The 17007-nt window shown below is 60.3% G+C and carries 16 protein-coding genes; 7 read left to right on the forward strand and 9 right to left on the reverse strand.

The annotated features are described in order from the left end of the window. Positions 1 to 5: 5 nt before the first annotated feature. The 3 genes from cobT to ilvA are packed head-to-tail and all read right to left on the reverse strand — an operon-like array spanning position 6 to position 2831. Entirely contained in the window at positions 6 to 1058 is a 1053-nt protein-coding gene (cobT, locus tag GZ092_RS09415) for a nicotinate-nucleotide--dimethylbenzimidazole phosphoribosyltransferase (RefSeq protein ID WP_293636134.1), read from the reverse strand. Then, a complete protein-coding gene (locus GZ092_RS09420; RefSeq protein ID WP_293636135.1) occupies positions 1021 to 1266 on the reverse strand; it encodes a cysteine-rich CWC family protein in 246 nt (81 codons plus the stop codon). The genes cobT and GZ092_RS09420 overlap by 38 nt, the downstream gene beginning before the upstream one ends. An 8-nt stretch (positions 1267 to 1274) precedes the next feature. Next, positions 1275 to 2831, reverse strand: coding sequence for a threonine ammonia-lyase, biosynthetic (ilvA, locus tag GZ092_RS09425; RefSeq protein WP_293636155.1), 1557 nt, complete (start codon positions 2829 to 2831; stop codon positions 1275 to 1277). Between the two features lie 417 nt (positions 2832 to 3248). Between ilvA and GZ092_RS09430 the strand changes: the two genes are divergently transcribed. Then, the gene (locus GZ092_RS09430) at positions 3249 to 3707 is read left to right on the forward strand and encodes an OsmC family protein (RefSeq protein ID WP_293636136.1); all 459 of its coding nucleotides are present in this window, start codon (positions 3249 to 3251) and stop codon (positions 3705 to 3707) included. A 13-nt stretch (positions 3708 to 3720) separates the two neighbouring features. Here the strand turns inward: GZ092_RS09430 and coq7 are convergent, their stop codons facing one another. The 3 genes from coq7 to GZ092_RS09445 form a co-directional block, all read right to left on the reverse strand. Beyond that, the gene (coq7, locus tag GZ092_RS09435; protein WP_293636137.1) at positions 3721 to 4350 is read right to left on the reverse strand and encodes a 2-polyprenyl-3-methyl-6-methoxy-1,4-benzoquinone monooxygenase; all 630 of its coding nucleotides are present in this window, start codon (positions 4348 to 4350) and stop codon (positions 3721 to 3723) included. Between the two features lie 204 nt (positions 4351 to 4554). Continuing rightward, positions 4555 to 5799, reverse strand: a complete 1245-nt coding sequence (locus tag GZ092_RS09440; RefSeq protein WP_293636138.1) for a porin — start codon at positions 5797 to 5799, stop codon at positions 4555 to 4557. Positions 5800 to 5883: 84 nt separating this feature from the next. Further along, positions 5884 to 6177, reverse strand: a complete 294-nt coding sequence (locus GZ092_RS09445; RefSeq protein ID WP_293636139.1) for a hypothetical protein — start codon at positions 6175 to 6177, stop codon at positions 5884 to 5886. A gap of 356 nt (positions 6178 to 6533) precedes the next feature. On the opposite strand from GZ092_RS09445, the gene GZ092_RS09450 reads away from it, so the two are divergent. The 3 genes from GZ092_RS09450 to GZ092_RS09460 all read left to right on the forward strand — a co-directional run bounded on the left by GZ092_RS09450 (position 6534) and on the right by GZ092_RS09460 (position 10555). Continuing rightward, positions 6534 to 7571, forward strand: a complete 1038-nt coding sequence (locus GZ092_RS09450) for a porin (RefSeq protein WP_293636140.1) — start codon at positions 6534 to 6536, stop codon at positions 7569 to 7571. A gap of 351 nt (positions 7572 to 7922) precedes the next feature. Beyond that, complete coding sequence (locus tag GZ092_RS09455) at positions 7923 to 8951, forward strand: porin (protein WP_293636141.1); 1029 nt, start codon at positions 7923 to 7925, stop codon at positions 8949 to 8951. Positions 8952 to 9277: 326 nt separating this feature from the next. After that, a complete protein-coding gene (locus tag GZ092_RS09460) occupies positions 9278 to 10555 on the forward strand; it encodes a M20 aminoacylase family protein (protein WP_293636156.1) in 1278 nt (425 codons plus the stop codon). Between the two features lie 142 nt (positions 10556 to 10697). On the opposite strand, the gene GZ092_RS09465 is transcribed toward GZ092_RS09460, so the two are convergent. Together GZ092_RS09465 and zwf are read right to left on the reverse strand one after the other, a co-directional pair. After that, the gene (locus tag GZ092_RS09465) at positions 10698 to 11543 is read right to left on the reverse strand and encodes an SIS domain-containing protein (RefSeq protein ID WP_293636142.1); all 846 of its coding nucleotides are present in this window, start codon (positions 11541 to 11543) and stop codon (positions 10698 to 10700) included. Position 11544: 1 nt separating this feature from the next. Then, positions 11545 to 13011, reverse strand: coding sequence for a glucose-6-phosphate dehydrogenase (gene zwf, locus GZ092_RS09470; protein ID WP_293636143.1), 1467 nt, complete (start codon positions 13009 to 13011; stop codon positions 11545 to 11547). A 148-nt stretch (positions 13012 to 13159) separates the two neighbouring features. On the opposite strand from zwf, the gene tal reads away from it, so the two are divergent. The 3 genes from tal to GZ092_RS09485 all read left to right on the forward strand — a co-directional run bounded on the left by tal (position 13160) and on the right by GZ092_RS09485 (position 16126). Then, complete coding sequence (gene tal / locus GZ092_RS09475) at positions 13160 to 14107, forward strand: transaldolase (protein ID WP_293636144.1); 948 nt, start codon at positions 13160 to 13162, stop codon at positions 14105 to 14107. Between the two features lie 16 nt (positions 14108 to 14123). Continuing rightward, positions 14124 to 15698: a glucose-6-phosphate isomerase gene (gene pgi, locus GZ092_RS09480; protein ID WP_293636145.1), complete on the forward strand. Its 1575-nt coding sequence runs from the start codon at positions 14124 to 14126 to the stop codon at positions 15696 to 15698. Positions 15699 to 15796: 98 nt separating this feature from the next. Continuing rightward, the gene (locus GZ092_RS09485; protein ID WP_293636146.1) at positions 15797 to 16126 is read left to right on the forward strand and encodes a DUF805 domain-containing protein; all 330 of its coding nucleotides are present in this window, start codon (positions 15797 to 15799) and stop codon (positions 16124 to 16126) included. A gap of 137 nt (positions 16127 to 16263) precedes the next feature. On the opposite strand, the gene GZ092_RS09490 is transcribed toward GZ092_RS09485, so the two are convergent. Next, a partial coding sequence (locus tag GZ092_RS09490) for a TCP-1/cpn60 chaperonin family protein (RefSeq protein ID WP_293636147.1) occupies positions 16264 to 17007 on the reverse strand: 744 nt, incomplete at its 5' end.

Below are 17007 nucleotides of genomic sequence, written 5' to 3' on the forward strand. Positions count from 1 at the left end.
CGTCCTTATTTTTCGCTCACGCCGGCCGACTCGAAACTCGCCATGTCATTGAGGAAGTTCGCCGCCGACTGCACCAGCGGCCAGGCCAGCAGCGCGCCGGTGCCTTCGCCGAGGCGCAGATCGAGTTCGAGCAGCGGCTTGGCGTCCAGATAAGCCAGCAGCAGACGGTGGCCGGTTTCGGCGGAGCGGTGGCAAAACACCAGGTAGTCGCGCACTTGCGGCGCCAATGCCTGCGCGATGAGCGCCGCTGCACCGGCAATGAAGCCATCGACCAGCACCACCCTGCGTTCGCTGGCCGCCTGCAGCATGGCGCCGGCCATCATGGCGATTTCAAAACCGCCCAGCGCCGCCAGTTCGCCAACGGCATCGAACGGCTCGGTAGCCGGGTGCCGCACCAGGGCGCGCGCCAGCACCGCCTGCTTGTGCCGCAGTTGCGCGTCGTCCAAACCCGTGCCGCGTCCCGTGGCGTCTTCAATGCTGGCTCCCGTCAGCCGCGCCAGCAGCAGCGCGGCGGGCGAGGTGTTGGCAATGCCCATTTCGCCAAAGGCGACGACATTGCCAGGCAGCGCCTGCATGACGTCCATGCCAGCCGCGAGCGCTGCCTGCGCTTCAAGCCGTGACATGGCCGGTTCATGGCACAGGTTTTTCGTTCCCATGGCGATTTTTCGCGGCTGGAGTTGCGGATGCGCTGGCAACTCGGCGGCCACACCGGCATCGACCACCTGCAGCGCAAAGCCGTGCTGGCGGGCAAATACATTGATCGCCGCGCCGCCGGCCAGCATGTTGCCCACCATTTGCACGGTCACGGCTTGTGGATAGGCTGACACGCCTTCAGCAGCAATGCCGTGGTCGGCAGCAAACACCACCATCTGCGGGCTGTGCAGCGCAGGCGATTCGCTGCGCTGGATCAGGCCCAGCTGCAGCGCCAGCGTTTCAAGCTGGCCAAGCGCGCCCAGGGGCTTGGTCTTGTGGTCAATCTTGTGCCGCAGCCTGGATTCCAGAACAGCGTCGGCGGTGGATTCAATCGACGGAAGTTGAAAGCGGGTGTTGTTGTTCATCGGTGATCTGTTTCAGGCAGGCGGGGCAAAAGCAGAAGGCTGCACCGCTCTCGGGCAGCGCTTGTTCAGGCAGGGCAGGGGGAACCGGCATCACATGCGGCAACTGGACGCACCAGCATTCGGCATCGCCCGCCACCATGCCGCAGCGCAGGCCCGCACTACAGCGCGGGCAGATTGAGGTATTGGCCTTCAGTTCAGTTGATGCCACGGCGACGCTCAGCTTTTCAGGAACAGCTGGTACACCGGGTTGTCGGTTTCTTCCACGTGCGGGTAGCCGAGCGTGTCCAGAAATTCCTTGAACGCACCGTTGTCGGCCTTGGGCACCTGCAGGCCGACCAGAATGCGGCCATAGTCGGCGCCCTGGTTGCGGTAGTGGAACAGCGAGATGTTCCAGCCGGGCCGCATGAGACTCAGGAACTTCATCAGCGCGCCTGGCCGCTCGGGAAAGATGAAGCGCAGCAGGCGCTCCTCTTTCGACAACGCGCTGTGCCCGCCGACCATGTGACGGATGTGCTCCTTGGCCAGTTCGTCATGCGTGAGGTCGATCGCCTTGAAACCGTGGCGAGTGAAATTGGCCGCAATTTTTGTGCTCTCGCCTTTGGTCGAGGTGGTCAGGCCGACAAACACATGGGCCATGGCGTTGTCGCTGATGCGGTAGTTGAACTCGGTCACGCTGCGCGGCCCGCCGGGCGCCTTGTCAATCAGCGCACAAAAGCGCCGGAAGCTGCCGCGCTCCTCGGGAATCGTCACGGCAAACAGCGCTTCGCGCTCCTCGCCGACTTCGGCGCGCTCGGCGACAAAGCGCAGGCGGTCGAAGTTCATGTTGGCGCCGCACAGGATGGCGGCGTAGGTCTCGCCTTGGGTCTTGTTTTTGGCGACGTATTGCTTGATCGCAGCGACGGCCAGCGCGCCTGCCGGCTCGACGATGCTGCGTGTGTCGACAAACACATCCTTGATGGCGGCGCAGACCGCATCGGTGTCCACGGTCATGAATTCATCGACCAGTTCTCGGCTGATGCGAAAGGTTTCCTCGCCCACCAGCTTGACCGCCGTGCCGTCCGAAAATAGGCCCACGTCGCTCAAGGTAACGCGTTTTTTGGCGGCCACCGACTGGATCATCGCGTCAGAGTCGTTCATCTGCACGCCGATGACCTTGATCTCGGGACGTACTGCCTTGATGTAGTTGGCCACGCCGGAAATCAGCCCGCCGCCGCCAATCGCCACGAACACCGCATCCAGCCTGCGCGAACCCAGGGTTTGCAGCTGGCGCAGGATTTCCATGGCAATCGTGCCCTGGCCGGCAATCACGTCCGGGTCGTCAAAGGGATGAACGAAGGTCAGGCCCTGCTCTTTTTGCAGCGCGACCGAGTGCGTGTAGGCATCCGAATAACTGTCGCCGTACAGCACGACTTCACCGCCCCAACCCTTGACCGCATCAATCTTGAGCTGCGGCGTGGTCGTCGGCATGACGATGACGGCGCGGGTGCCGAGCTTTTGCGCGCTCATGGCCACGCCTTGCGCATGGTTGCCGGCCGAGGCGCAGATCACGCCCTTTTTGAGCTGCGCCGGCGTCAGGTGTGCCATCTTGTTGTAGGCGCCGCGCAGCTTGAAGCTGAACACCGGCTGCTGGTCCTCGCGCTTGAGCAGCACGGTGTTGTTCAGGCGCCGGCTCAGGTTTTTGGCCGGCTCCAGCGCCGACTCAACCGCCACGTCATAGACCCGTGCCGTCAGGATTTTTTTCAGGTAGTCAGCGGGCTTGAGCGGCTTGGCCACAGGCTTGAGAACTGATTTGGCAGAAGCTTTGGGGCGGGAGGGGATGGCAACTGCAGAGGCAGCGCCGGAAAGGGATTTTTTAGCAGAAGGCATGTTTTTTTCTCGCAGCAGAACCAGAGGATCATAGGCGCACGAAAAAAAAGGCCCAGACCATGCGGTCTGGGCCTGTAAATCCACCCTTTGAGGAGGTGGAGGAGACAACCAGTGCAAAAATACAGCGGGTCGGTAAGGACTGTGTACTGATGCGATGGGTTCAGTATATCGGAGTCAATGCTGCACTGCACAATGCGCTGTGGCGAAAGTCGCACAATTACAGGGTTTAAGGGGTTTTACCTACAAAGCGCAGCCTCAGTGGTGAGCGCCATGAATGCAGGTAGGCTCGGCAACACCCATCATCTCGGACAAGGAATGGCAGTTATGGAATGCACAGTGAGCTGGACCGGCAGCAATGCGGTCAATGGATCGAAATCGGCAATGACCTTCGTGGCCGAAACCGGCAGCGGCCACACGCTGGTCATGGATGGCGCGCCCGACGCCGCCAAGCCTGAAAACGGTGGCGCCAACCTGGCTCCCCGGCCAATGGAAACCGTACTCGCCGGCGCCGGCGGCTGCACGGCGTACGACGTGGTGCTGATCCTCAAGCGCGGCCGCCATGATGTGCGGGGCTGCACGGTCAGGTTGAGCACCGAGCGGGCGTCCGTTGACCCCAAGGTCTTCACCAAAATCCACATGCATTTTGTCGTGACCGGCAGCAAGCTGAGCGACAGCGTCGTCGAGCGCGCGATTGCCATGAGCCACGATAAATACTGCTCGGCCACCATCATGCTGGGCAAGACGGCGGACATCACCACCAGTTTTGAGCTTCACGAGGCCTGAGTACGCCAGGGCCTCAAATCCGGTGCGCCACCGTCGTCATCACCCTGGCGGCAGAGCGCATCATCAACCTGACCGGTGCGGGCAACTGCACGCCGCCCGCATTTTCTGCTGCCTTGGCATGCTTGGACTCGTCGTCCTTCATCTGCGCCACAATGGCGCGCGATTCGTGATCGCCCTGTGGCAGATGCTCCAGGTGACTGGCCAGGTGGGCCTCGACCTGGCGCTCGGTTTCCACCACAAAGCCCAGGCTGAGCCGGTCGCCCAGGCGGCTCGCCACCAGGCCCAGTCCAAACGCGCCTGCGTACCATAAAGGGTTGAGCAGGGAAGGGCGGGCGCCCAGTTCGTCCAGCCGGTCCTTGGTCCAGGCCAGGTGGTCGCCTTCCTCCCGACTGGCGTCCAGGAAATGCCTGCGCAGCACCGGATCGCGGGTTCCCAGCGCCTGCGCCGCATACAGCGCCTGCGCGCAAACCTCGCCCACATGGTTGACACGCATCAACGCGCCTGACAGGGCTTTGTCTTCAACGCTCAAGTCGGTTGCCTGGGCCGGCACCGTGGGGCAGACGCGGCTGGCATGCGGTTTGGCAAACAGGGTTCGCAAGGCACCGTCTGCGGCATTCAGGGCAAGGTCAAGGGCAGTGGTCATGGTCTGCTTTCATCATTACGTGCTGGGTGAGGACAATGGGCAATGCTGCAAGGCCTGCCTGATCATTGGGCACAGGCAGACGGTTGCGCAAGCTGTGTTGCTGCCGCCATGTTAGCGCCCGCGCGCCAAGATGCACAGAATTGAAAAAGCCCCCAAAAGGGGGCTTGAGGCGAAAGACATCCGGCGACAAGGCCGGTGCGGTCTTCAGAATATGTGGCGGATACCGAAAGCCACGTTGGTCGAGTCCGTGCCGGCAGAAGCCGTCACGCCGCCCAGGAAGCCATTGCCGCCCGGGGCAATCTGGCCCTGGCCCTTGTTGTTAAAGCGCGTCAGCACCGCATTCAGGTTGGTGCGCTTGGACAGGGCGTAGGTGTAGGTTGCGCCGTAAGAGTCGGTGTCGGCATTGACGGCGCGCTTGTCGTCGAGCCGGTTGAAGGCCGTCACGATGGTGTGCGGGCCGGTGACGAACTTGTAGCCGATGTGCATCAGGCGGGCATCCTGGCGGAAAGCGGTGTTGTAGGCGTTCTGGAAAACAGGGCCGGCGGTCACAAAAAATGGCGAAAGACCTGAAGGATTTTCGTCCTTGATCGTCGCGTACATGCCATAGAGGGTCCCAGGCCCTATATTCACATTGGCACCCAAAACGTTGTTGGTCAGCGACTTTTGTCCAAACTCATTCTTTTTCTCGTTGTGACCAAAACCCACTGAGAATCCATCGGCCTTGTACATGACCATGCCGCCCAGGAAACGATTGGCAGAGTTGCTGCCTGCGACTTCACCTGCTCCATACATCAAGGTAGCAGTGACGCCGCTGGTTTGAATGGCGTATTGCACTGTGTTGCTCAGGCGGATGTCAAACGCTGCAGGCAGGCTCGCAACCTGCCCGGCTGCCAGGCTTGACTGGGTGCCTGAAGCGTCGAAAGTGGCCGTGGTGAGGTAGGCGGGTGTGTATTGGCGACCCAGCGTGAAAGCGCCGAATGGTGTGATCAATCCGGCAAATGCCTGGCGATCAAACAGATTACCAGCCAGATTGACACCAAATGCGTTGGTGCCAATCGCGTTGTTAATGGCCGAGATAGTACCGAGTGCAAGTGGGGTGCCGGCGAGACCAACGGGCAGGTTGGCGTTCACTGTAGCTCCAACGCGATCAGGAAGTTGGTTGCCCGATGCAGGCCGGTTCGTCACCGAACCCGTATCCGCCTCAAACCGGCTTTCCAGCGTAAAAATGGCCTTGTAGCCGCCACCAATGTCCTCGTTGCCTCGCAGTCCCCAGCGCGAACCTTCCATGATGCCGCTGGCAATGCCACTGAAAGAGCCATTTTTCAGACCGCTGACGTGGTTGTAGCCTGCATCCACCAGGCCGTAAAGCGTCACCGTGCTTTGGGCCATGGCGCCGGTAGCAGACAAAAGCCCCATCACGGCAGTTGCAACGAGAGTGAGTTTTTTCATGAAGTCTCCAGGATTCTTGATTTGATAAGGGAAGGTTTTCAACGCGCCGTCAGTTACTGTGTCGGTGGTATCGACAGGGCAAGATTAATGGCGAAGCAAAAACCCGTAAAGAGCGTAATCACGCAGGCGTATCACTTTAGGGACAGGGGAAAACCCTGTGCTTTCAGCCACTTGCAGGCGCACACGTGAACGCTCTAAAGTCGTGATGTCGGGATTTGCCCCGCTAATCAGCATCGGCCATCTCATCTCAATGCGCGCTCCTTGCGTTGGGGTGTGGTCAAGTAAGTTTTCCAGATGGCAAATTACATTTTCAATAGGCGTTGTAATAAAGAGACGTTGAGTTCTGAAAGTGTTTCGTTTTTGAATTGCGTGTTTCAAAAAGGTCCGCTGACCGAACAACTGATGTGATGTGTTCGCTTTTTTTTGCCATGATTCATTGGCTTTAACCGGTTAACTTTTTTATCACTGCATGCACGGTCTTGGTGCTTTGGGATGCAGGAATTGGGTAAAAACGCCCTGTTGTCGAGCATTCTTTTTCATGCTCTGCCAATGAATCTGTTTGCGCAGCGAATGGCGTTGGCTGTCGCCAACATTCAAGGCATATAAATTGCTTATCTTTTAAAAGACTTTGCCTTTGATGTAACAGTTTGGTTAAATCAACTAAGGGTTAACCATAAAGCCCTTGCGCAATGTTTTGAACCAGTCTTTTTGTTTTCCACCTTTTGGAGTTTTTAATGAAAAAGAATTTGATTGCTTTGGCCGTTCTTGCCGCATCCGGCGTTGCATCGGCTCAGTCCAGCGTGACTCTCTACGGACTGGTCGATGCCTATGTGGGCACCAGCAGGGTCAAACTTTCATCGCCAGGTGTCGCGACCACATCGACGCGCCAGACCGTGATGGACAGTGGCGGTTTCAATACCAGCCGTTTCGGCCTGAAAGGTTCGGAAGACCTGGGCAGCGGCTTGAAAGCCAATTTCATGCTGGAAGCTGGCTTTAACGTCGACACCGGCGCTGCCAACAACTACACCAATCCGTTCACCGGTGCGGTATCCAGCGCAACCTTCGGACGCCAGTCGTGGGTTGGCCTGTCAGGTGGTTTCGGTGAAGTTCGCGTCGGCAAGATGTGGACGCCTTATGACGAAGTCAAAGGCAGCGGCGCCGCCGCGTTTGATGCCAACATTTTTGCACCCGCAACCGGTGTCTGGTCGAGCAACGGCTACCAGGACCGTCCAGGCAATGCGCTTTATTACGCAACGCCCTCTTTCAGCGGTTTCAGCGCTGCCGCCATGTACAGCTTCGGCGAGAACAAGACGACAACCGCTAGCGCAGGCAAGATTGCCAGCTTCAATGTGCAGTATGCCGGCGGCCCGCTCGCAGCGGCACTGGCGTACCAGACCGAAAAAGACGGCGGTGCTTCGCTCAACACCGACACCACCAAGTTCACGCAACTGAATGGTTCATATGACTTCGGTCCTGCCAAGCTGCTGGCTGCATACGGCCATGTGAAAGATGGCGGCGACAAGGCCAGGGAATTCCAGGTTGGTGTCGACGTGCCCCTGGGCGCAGTCACCGTCTCGGGCGGCGTGGCACGTTCCAAGGTCACGCTCGGTGCCGGCGGCGAAGTCAAGAGCACCGGTGTTGGCCTGGCTGCCAAGTACGACTTGTCCAAGCGGACCTTCCTGTACACCGGCCTTCAGCTGGCTAAAAACGAAATCGCCGGTTCGGAAGTCAAGACCGACACCTTCGCAGTGGGCGTTCAGCACAAGTTCTGACCGGTTCCTGGCGTGAAGCCAGGACGCTGAGCTTTTTGAAACCGTTTTGGGAAAACCTGAAGCGGTTTTTCGTTTTTTTGATCACCTGGTTTGAATCATTGAAACCTGAACGTCTTCACGAGTCGGCGCATCAACGTTGTTTTCCTTCCACGCAGCAGCCTTGTTTGTCGCGTCGCTGCAACAAAAAAGCGCTTTTGTGGCGCATTTCTTTGCGGATCAAGGTTCGTTCTGGTGCAATAGACCCAACTTCCCGAAAGGGGGTTGGCCCGGGTCTCTGGGGGAGCTGCAAATGCGAAAGTATTGGGCAGTCCTCTTACCGGAGCCCTATGTTTAACCTTGGAGAAATTCTCAATGAAAAAATCACTCATCGCTCTGGCAGTATTGGCAGCATCCGGCGCCGCAATGGCTCAATCTTCGGTAACCCTGTACGGCATCGCTGACGCTTTCGTCGGCAGCACCGAAACCCAAATCGCCGGCATTGGCCAGCGTCAAACCAACGTCAGCACCTCTGGTGTCAACGGTTCGCGTTGGGGCCTGAAGGGTTCTGAAGATCTGGGCGGCGGCATGAAGGCCATCTTCACGCTGGAAAGCGGCTTCAATCTGGACACCGGCGCGCAAAAGACGGCTGGCAGCATTTTTGACCGTCAAGCCTTTGTTGGTCTGCAAAGCGGTTTCGGTACCGTTTCCGTGGGTCGTCAGTACTCTGCGTATGACAACCTGCAAGGCGCGACCAACCAGAACTACGATGCGTTCAGCTTCAATGCACGCAGCGGCGTCAATGGCGGTGTTGCTGCCAACGGCATCCAGGACTACACCAACCGTATCAGCAATTCGGTTGCCTACGCTTCGCCTGACTTCGGCGGCTTCAGCGGCGCAGTGGTTTACGGCTTTGGCGAAAACAAGAACACCGTCGGTAACGTGAATGGCGACGCAACCGACAGCGCCAGCGTTCACATCAAGTACGCCAACGGCCCTATCCTGGTTGGTTACGCCTACCAGCAAGACAAACTGGCTGCCATTGGTGGCGTTCAGGACAAGAACAAGTACAACCTGGTTGGCGGTTCTTATGACTTCGGCGTGGCCAAGTTGACAGCCAGCTACAACACGGCCAAGAACAACGTCCTGAAGGACAAGGAAGGCCAGATCGGCGTAGTGGTTCCGTTCGGCGCTGCTGCTATCTCCGCTGGCTACGCCCGTTCCAAGAGCGAAGGCCTGGGCACCGATCGCACTGGCAAGGGTTACTCCGTACTGGCCACCTACGCTTTGTCCAAGCGCACCGGCCTGTACCTTGGTGCACAAAACACCAAGGCTCACATCGCTTTTGCAGCAGCTGAAACCGAAACCACCGTCTACGGTCTGGGTGTTCGCCACTCGTTCTAATTTCTCTGCTAGCGCAAGCTAGCGGTTAAAACAGAAAACAAAACCCCGCCGTGGCGACACGGTGGGGTTTTTTTATGGGTGGCCCGCTGCTGGGGGTGCTGAACTTTCCCGTGGTCGTGTCGACTTTTGGCACTGGGATTGTTGCGTTATTTGCCGGTTCCTGCAGCCAGACTGTCGTTTGTACGCAAATACCGCAGGACTGGACGCGCTGATGTTTACGCTGCCAAAGTTTCGCCATAGTATTTACCAATTGCTGACATCAGGACCCAACAGACATGCGCACTCCGGCTCTTCTTGAAAAAACCTTGTCGCCGCTGTCAGCGGACATGAGCGATTCGGTCACTCTTGGCCGGCCACGCCCGTTGCAGATCAACGGCCGGGCTTTTGCCCAGATTGCCCGCTTCCACCCCGAACTGACAGCCTTCCGCCGGGACCTGCATGCGCATCCGGAACTGGGCTTTGAAGAGGTTTACACCGCCAGCCGTGTGACCCAGGCGCTCAAGCTGTGCGGGGTGGACGCTGTACACACCGGCATCGGAAAAACCGGCGTGGTCGCGATCATCGAGGGCCGTCAGCCCGGAAATCCCCGCCATGCAAGGCCCATGACCGGCTTGCGCGCCGACATGGATGCGCTGCCCATGACCGAGCGCAACGAGTTTGGCTGGAAATCAGCCAAGCCCGGCCTGATGCATGGCTGCGGCCATGACGGCCACACCACCATGCTGGTCGGAGCCGCGCGCTACCTGGCCGAGACCCGGAACTTTGCCGGCGATGCCGTGCTGGTATTTCAGCCGGCGGAAGAAGGGCGCGGCGGGGCCGAAGCCATGATCAATGACGGCTTGTTCGAGCGCTTTCCGGTCCAGTCCATCTACGCCATGCACAACTGGCCGGCCATGCGGCCCGGCACCATCGGCATCAATTCCGGTCCCATGATGGCGGCGGCCGACCGCATCACGATCGAGATCACCGGCAAGGGTGGCCATGGCGCCCACGCCTACCTGACCGTCGATCCGATCCTGGTGGCGGCGCACATCATCACGGCCGTCCAGAGCATCGTGTCGCGCAACGTCAAGGCCATGGACAACGTCGTGGTCAGCCTGTGCGCCATGCAGGCCGGGGATATGGCGGCCATGAGCGTGGTGCCCGGTCATGCCACGCTGGTCGGCACGGTTCGTACTTTCAAGCCCGAGATGCAGGATTTTGTCGAGCAGCGCCTGAAACAGCTTTGCGCTGCAGTGGCCGATGGTTTTGGTGCCACGGCCACGGTGAACTACGAACGCATTTATCCCGCCACGATCAACTCGCCCGCTGAATACCGGCTGGCGACCCGGGTGGCCGAGCAACTGGTGGGCGCCGAAAATGTCGTGAGCAACCTGGAGCCCAGCATGGGGTCGGAAGATTTTTCCTTCATGCTCAAGGAAAAGCCAGGAGCCTATTTTCGGCTGGGCCAGGGCGAGCAGCTTTCCGATGGCAAAGGCAGCGTTGTCGGTGGCGTGGGCAGCCACTTTTTGCACAACAGCTGCTACGACTTCAACGACAGCGTGCTGCCTTTGGGCGCGGCGCTGTTTGCCGGCATTGTTGAACGCTCAATGCCGATGGCGTGAATGTGAACGTTGTTGAGTGATTGCTATTTAAATAATAGCTACAAGTATCCACCCATCTTGCGCAAAGGTGGTATTCCTAATAAAAACAGGTGCTGGATCTGCGCAGGACCGCCCCGCCTTGATGTCCACGCCTGGCGACGCATCAGGTGTAGCGTTTGTTGCGCAAATTGTTTTTCATCTCCTTGAGCAGTGGCTGCAGCTTGGGGCCGATGCGCAGCGCCACGCAGGTCGCCAAAATGTCGATGATCATCAAATGCAGCAGGCGCGACACCATCGGGCTGTAGCGGTCGTAGCCTTCGGGATGGTCGGCGGCCAGGTGGATGTGGCCGGCGGCGGCCAGCGGCGATGCGGTGGCGGTGATGACGATGGTGGTGGCGCCGTTCTTGCGCGCGATGTCGCAGGCGTCCATCAGGTCGCGCGTACGGCCCGAATTGGAAATCACCACCACGCAGTCGCCCGGCCCCAGCAGCGATGCGCTCATCACCTGCATGTGGCCGTCGCTGTAGGCAATGCTGTGGACGCCCAGCCTGAAGAACTTGTGCTGCGCATCCTGCGCCACGATGCCGGAGTTGCCGGCGCCGAAAAACTCGATGCGCTTGCCACCCTGGCAGGCGCCCAGCAGCGCCAGAACGGCTTTGTCAATCGCCACCGGGCTGGCGTCGTTGCGGTATTTCAGGAAGGCCGCCACGGTGTTGTCGATCACCTTGACCATCACATCGCCGGTCTTGTCGTCCACATCGACGCTGCGGTGAATGAAGGGCACACCTTCGCTGACACTGCCGGCCAGCTTGAGCTTGAAGTCGAGCAGCCCGTCGTAGCCGACGCTGCGGCAAAAGCGCACCACCGTCGGTTTGCTGACATGCGAGCGGCTGGCCAGCTCGGTGATCGGCAGGCTGGCAAAGGCGCGCGGGTCGGCCAGCACCAGTCGCGCCACGCGTTGTTCCGCCGGGGCCAGCGAAGGAAGGGAAGCCTTGATACGGTCGAGCATGCTAGCGTTCCTCGCTCCAGCAGTAGCCGTCGCGGGCGATCATTGCGCTGGAGGCGCTCGGTCCCCAGGTGCCTGCCGCATACGGGCGTGGTGCGGTCGGGTCGTGGCTCCAGCGGTCCAGGATAGGTTCGACCCAGCGCCATGCTTCCTCCTGCTCGTCACTGCGCACGAACAGGTTCAGCCGGCCGTCGATCACGTCGAGCAGCAGCCGCTCGTAGGCGCCGACGCGCTCGGCCCCGAAACGCTTGTCGAAGTCCAGGTCAAGCTGCACCGGCTCCAGCGTCGGGGTGCCACGGCGCAGTCGCTGGTCGGCGCCCTGCGCCAGCAGGTGCAGCTCCAGGCCGTCCCGGGGTTGCAGGTCGATGACCAGCCGGTTGCCGGTGCTGCAGTCCTGCCGCGATTTGAAAATCGCGTGCGGCGTGGGGCGAAAGTTGACCTCGATGTGCGCGTCGCGGCCTGCCAGCCGCTTGCCGGTACGGATGTAGAACGGCACACCGGCCCAGCGCCAGTTTTCAATCTCGGTGCGCAGCGCGACGAAGGTTTCCGTGCGGCTTTCCGGGTTCACGCCCGGCGCGCTGCGATAGGCCTCAACCGCCTCGCCGTCGATGGTTCCAGCAGCATACTGGCCGCGAATGGCATGCTGGCTCAGGGTTTCAGGCGTCCAGGGCTTGAGCGAGCGCAGGACCTTGAGTTTTTCATCACGAATCGCGTCGGCATGCGAATTGATGGGCGGCTCCATGCCCACGGCGCAGAGCAACTGCAGGGCATGGTTCTGCACCATGTCGCGCAGCGCGCCGGTGCTGTCGTAAAAAGCGCCGCGTTTTTCCACGCCGAGTTCCTCGGCAATCGTGATCTGGATGTTGGCGATGTACTCGCGCCGCCAGAGCGGCTCGAACAGCGAATTGCCAAAGCGCAGCGCAAACAGGTTCTGCACCGAAGGCTTGCCCAGGTAATGGTCGATGCGAAAGATCTGCTGCTCGGTCAGCACGCTGCGAACGGTGCGGTTGATGTCGCGGTTCGACGCCAGGTCGTGGCCTAGCGGTTTTTCCAGCACCACGCGGGTTTGCGGACCATTCAGGCCTGCGGCGGCGATCTGTTCGCAGACCGTGGTGAACAGGCCGGGCGCGGTCGCCAGGTACATCACCACCACATCGGCCGGCCGCTGCCTGAGCCGGTCTGCCAGGCGCGCATAGTCTTCCGGTTTTGACAGGTCCATGCGCAGGTAGCCGAGCATCTGGGCAAAACGCTTGAATTCTTCTTCGTTCGGACGCTTGGACAATTCGACATGGTCAAAGCGCGACTTGATGAGCGCACGGTACTGGTCGTCCGACAGATCGTCGCGGGCCACGCCAATGATCCGGCCGTCGGCCGGCAGCGAGCCGTGACGAAAAGCCTGGAACAGGGCGGGCATGATCTTGCGCCAGGCCAGGTCGCCGGTTCCGCCAAACAGGATGAGGTCAAAGCTCATGGAAAGGACTTGTGATGGTAATAAAGTTTCATATTCTATGGGCATAATGGTAACTACACCCGGTGACCTGCTGTGCCCCCTGTGTCGGCACGGTGCGGTTTTCGGGCTTCCTGATCCACTTTTCGCCCTTGCCCGGCGCCTTAAGCCCATGAACCAACTCGACGCCCTGAAACAATTCACGACCGTGGTGGCCGATACCGGCGACTTCAACCAGCTGGCGCAGTTCAAGCCGCAGGACGCCACCACCAACCCTTCGCTGATCCTGAAGGCGGTGCAAAAATCCGATTACGCGCCGCTGATGCATGACATGGTGGCGCGTTTCAAGGACCGGGCGCTGGACGAAACCATGGACCGGCTGCTGGTGCGCTTTGGCTGCGAAATCCTGTCCATCATCCCGGGCCGCGTCTCGACCGAAGTCGATGCGCGCCTGAGTTTTGACACCAGCGCCACCGTGGCCCGGGGCGAGCGCCTGATCGAGTTGTACCAGGCCGAAGGCATCCACATCGACCGGGTGCTGATCAAGGTGGCCGCCACCTGGGAAGGCATTCAGGCGGCCAGGTTGCTGGAGCAACGCGGCATCCACACCAACCTGACGCTGCTGTTTTCCTTTTGCCAGGCCGTCGCCTGCGGCCAGGCCAGGGTGCAGTTGATTTCCCCCTTCGTCGGCCGGATTTACGACTGGTACAAGAAGTCGGCCGGCAGCGGCTGGGTTGAAGTCGCGAATGCCGGCGCGAACGATCCCGGCGTCAAGTCGGTTCGCGAGATCTACCACTACTACAAGCATTTCGGCATTGCCACCGAGGTCATGGGCGCGAGTTTTCGCAACGTCGGCCAGATCACGGCGCTGGCCGGCTGCGACCTGCTGACCATCAGCCCCGAACTGCTGGCCCAGCTGGCCGCCAGTGACGCGCCCTTGCCGCGCGCGCTGGATGCTAGTGCCGTCGATTCGCTGGATCTGGACGTAGTGGACTTTGACGAAGCGCGTTTTCGTTATGCGCTCAACGAAGACGCCATGGCGACGGAAAAGCTGGCCGAAGGCATTCGCGCCTTTGCCGTGGACGCGGTCAAGCTTGAGCAGTTGATGCAGGCTGTCTGAACACAAGGAAATTTTCATGAAATCAGTGCGTTGCGACCGGACCCCCGCCTGGGGAGAACTCAAGACCTGTTTTGAAGTCAGTGGACGGCATTTCGACCTGCGCGAGGCGTTTTCGCGCGACCCGCGCCGCTTCGAGGCCTTAAGCCAGGAAGCGCCGCATGTGTTTGCCGACCTGTCCAAGAACCTGATCGATGCCAACAGCCAGTCGCTGCTGCTGGCGCTGGCGCGGCAGTGCGGGCTGGAGGCGCAGCGCGACGCGATGTTTGCCGGGGAACGCATCAACCGCACCGAAAACCGCGCCGTGATGCACTTTTTATTGCGAAATCCGCCTTCTGCGCAATACGTGCCTGCACAAGTAGCAATCAATAAAATAGCGGATGCCCAAGCTGAGGTGGAAGCGACCCTGAACGCCATGCTGGACTATGCGGAGCAGGTGCGCGCCGACGCGGGGATCACCGACATCGTCAACATCGGCATTGGCGGCTCGGACCTGGGGCCGCAGATGGCAGTGCTGGCGCTGGGTGAATTCGCCACGGCCGGCAAGCGGATTCACTTTGTGTCGAACATCGACGGCGATGAGCTGGCCGGCGTTCTTCGCCTTCTGAAGCCTGAGAGCACGCTGTTCCTGGTGGCATCCAAGACCTTCACCACCACCGAAACCATGACCAATGCGCATTCTGCAAAGGCCTGGTTTGAAGCGCAGGGCGGACACGACATCGCCCGGCATTTCGCGGCGCTGACGACCAATGTGGCGGCGGCGAACGACTTCGGCATCACCACCACCTTCGGTTTCTGGGACTGGGTGGGCGGGCGCTATTCGCTGTGGTCGGCCATCGGTCTGCCCATCGCCATTGCGATTGGCGCGGCAGGCTTTCGCGACTTCTTGGCTGGCGCGCATGCGATGGACGAGCACTTCCGCACGGCGGAGCTTGAGTACAACCTGCCGGTGAGGCTGGGCCTGCTTGATGTCTGGTACCGCAACTTTCACGGCTTTTCCAGCCGCAGCATCGCACCCTACAGCAGCGCCCTGCGCCGCTGGCCGGCGTATTTGCAGCAACTGGAAATGGAAAGCAACGGCAAGCGCGTGGACCAGGACGGTCAGCCCTTGCCGTTTGACACCTCGCCGGTGCTGTGGGGCGAGCCCGGCACCAACGGTCAGCATGCCTATTTTCAAATGCTGCACCAGGGAACCTCGGTGGTTCCGGTCGAATTCGTGGCGATCAAGCAAGCCGCGCATGCGCCGGATGACCTGCCCGGCCACCATGGCAAGCTGCTGGCCAACGTACTGGCGCAGGCGCAGGCGCTGATGCACGGCAAGCCTGACGCCGACGGCCACCGCGATTTTCCCGGCAACCGGCCCAGCACCTTCCTGCTGCTGGAGCGGCTCACGCCCGCCAGCCTGGGCGCGCTGATTGCGCTGCAGGAGCACCGCGTGTTTGTCAGCGGTGCCATCTGGGGCATCAACAGCTTTGACCAGTGGGGCGTCGAACTGGGCAAGGTACTGGCCAAAGACATTGAGCCACGCCTGCAAAGCGGCGATATTTCGGGGCTTGACGGCTCGACCGCCGGATTGCTACAGCGCCTGCGTTGACAAGGGTGCGGTTTCGGCTGGTTGGCTGTCAGCGCATCGGCTTATGATGAAGCAAGGGTAATCCCTTGAGTTTTCCAATCAACCCGGAGAAGGAAATCATGAATTTTAGCCAAGCCATTTCCAGTTGCCTGCGCAACTATGCAACGTTTTCGGGGCGGGCATCGCGTTCGGAATTCTGGTGGTTTTTTCTGTTCCAGGTACTGGTTTCGGTGGCTGCCAACACCATCAGCGAGAAACTGGGCGGTCTGGTCAGCCTGGGCTTGCTGCTGCCGGCGCTGGCGGTGGGTGCGCGCCGGTTGCACGACATTGGCAAGAGCGGCTGGTGGCAGCTCCTGATGATCTCGGGAATCGGATTCCTGGTGTTGATTTACTGGTGGGTCCAGCCCACGGAAGATAACGTCAGCAGCTACGGCTCCAACCTGGCCTGACGTTTTCGGTTTTTGCTCATCCATAAAAAAAGGGCCACAACGCTTGCGCGCTGTGGCCCTTTTGGCTGAAGGCAAAAAATGCGGGGCCTGCCACCAGGCTTTTTAACAAAGCCCGGCAGACTCGTCCCCGCTGTTTCTTACATGCCCATGTCGCCCATGCCGCCCATGCCACCCATGCCGCCGCCCATGCCGCCGGCAGGTGCGTCGTCCTTGGCGGACTCGCAGACCATGCATTCGGTCGTCAGCATCAGCGATGCCACGGAAGCCGCGTTCTGCAGTGCCGTACGGGTCACTTTCGTGGGGTCCAGAATACCCATTTCGATCATGTCGCCGTAGGTGTCGTTGGCGGCATTGAAGCCGTAGTTGCCGGTTCCGGCCAGCACGGCGTTCACCACCACAGAGGCTTCGCCGCCTGCGTTGTAAACGATTTCGCGCAGGGGAGCTTCGATGGCGCGCATGACCAGCTTGATGCCGGCGTCCTGGTCAGCGTTGTCACCCTTGATGACGCCAGCGGTCTGCTTGGCGCGCAGCAAAGCCACGCCGCCGCCAGCCACGATGCCTTCTTCCACAGCAGCGCGGGTGGCGTGCAGTGCGTCTTCAACGCGGGCTTTCTTTTCCTTCATCTCGACTTCGGTGGCAGCGCCAACCTTGATCACGGCAACACCGCCGGCCAGCTTGGCCACGCGCTCTTGCAGTTTTTCACGGTCGTAGTCGCTGGTCGCTTCTTCGATCTGGACGCGAACCTGCTTGACGCGGGCTTCGATGTCAGCGGCTTCGCCAGCACCGTCGATGATGATGGTGTTTTCCTTGCCCACTTCGATGCGCTTGGCCTGGCCGAGGTCAGCCAGCGTCACTTTTTCGAGCGACATGCCGACTTCTTC

Source organism: Polaromonas sp. (assembly GCF_010365105.1).
Lineage (GTDB): Bacteria > Pseudomonadota > Gammaproteobacteria > Burkholderiales > Burkholderiaceae_C > Polaromonas.